Below are 431 nucleotides of genomic sequence, written 5' to 3'. Positions count from 1 at the left end.
GTTGATTCAGAAGTGCTGTCAGTACTGTTCGTCTCCGTGGGTTCGGAAGTAGCTTGCTCGGTACTATCTGTAGCTTCCGATTGAGTCGAAGTTTGATCTGCAATCTCATTGTTTACCTGAGTCTCAGTAGTCACCTGAACGTTAGTAACTTGCTCTGAATTGTGTGATTCAGAGGCACTGTCAGTACTGGTCGTCTCCGTGGGCTCGGAAGTAGTTTGCTCGGTACTATCTATAGCTTCCGATTGAGTCGAAGTTTGTTCTGTATTCTCAATACTTGCTTGAGTCTCAGTAGTCACCTGCTCGCTGGTGTTTGCTCCGAACTAGTTGATTCAGAGGTGTATCAGCAACGTTAGTGTCAGCAGATTCGGTAGCAGTTTGCACAGTGTTATCTGTAGCTTCTGCGTGAGCCGAAGTTTGTTCTGTATTCTCAA

Annotated in this window: 1 pseudogene; it reads right to left on the bottom strand. The window is 45.9% G+C overall.

Features of this window, described 5'->3' with window-relative positions:
* Window positions 1-296 (bottom strand): annotated as a pseudogene (locus RH89_RS30255) (hypothetical protein); the annotation flags it as partial.
* Window positions 297-431: the final 135 nt, after the last annotated feature.

The organism is Vibrio nigripulchritudo ATCC 27043, from assembly GCF_000222685.1.
GTDB classification, from domain to species: Bacteria; Pseudomonadota; Gammaproteobacteria; order Enterobacterales; family Vibrionaceae; genus Vibrio; species Vibrio nigripulchritudo.
The sequence above is the reverse complement of the archived record's forward strand: the minus strand, read 5'-3'. Positions and strand labels throughout refer to the sequence as shown.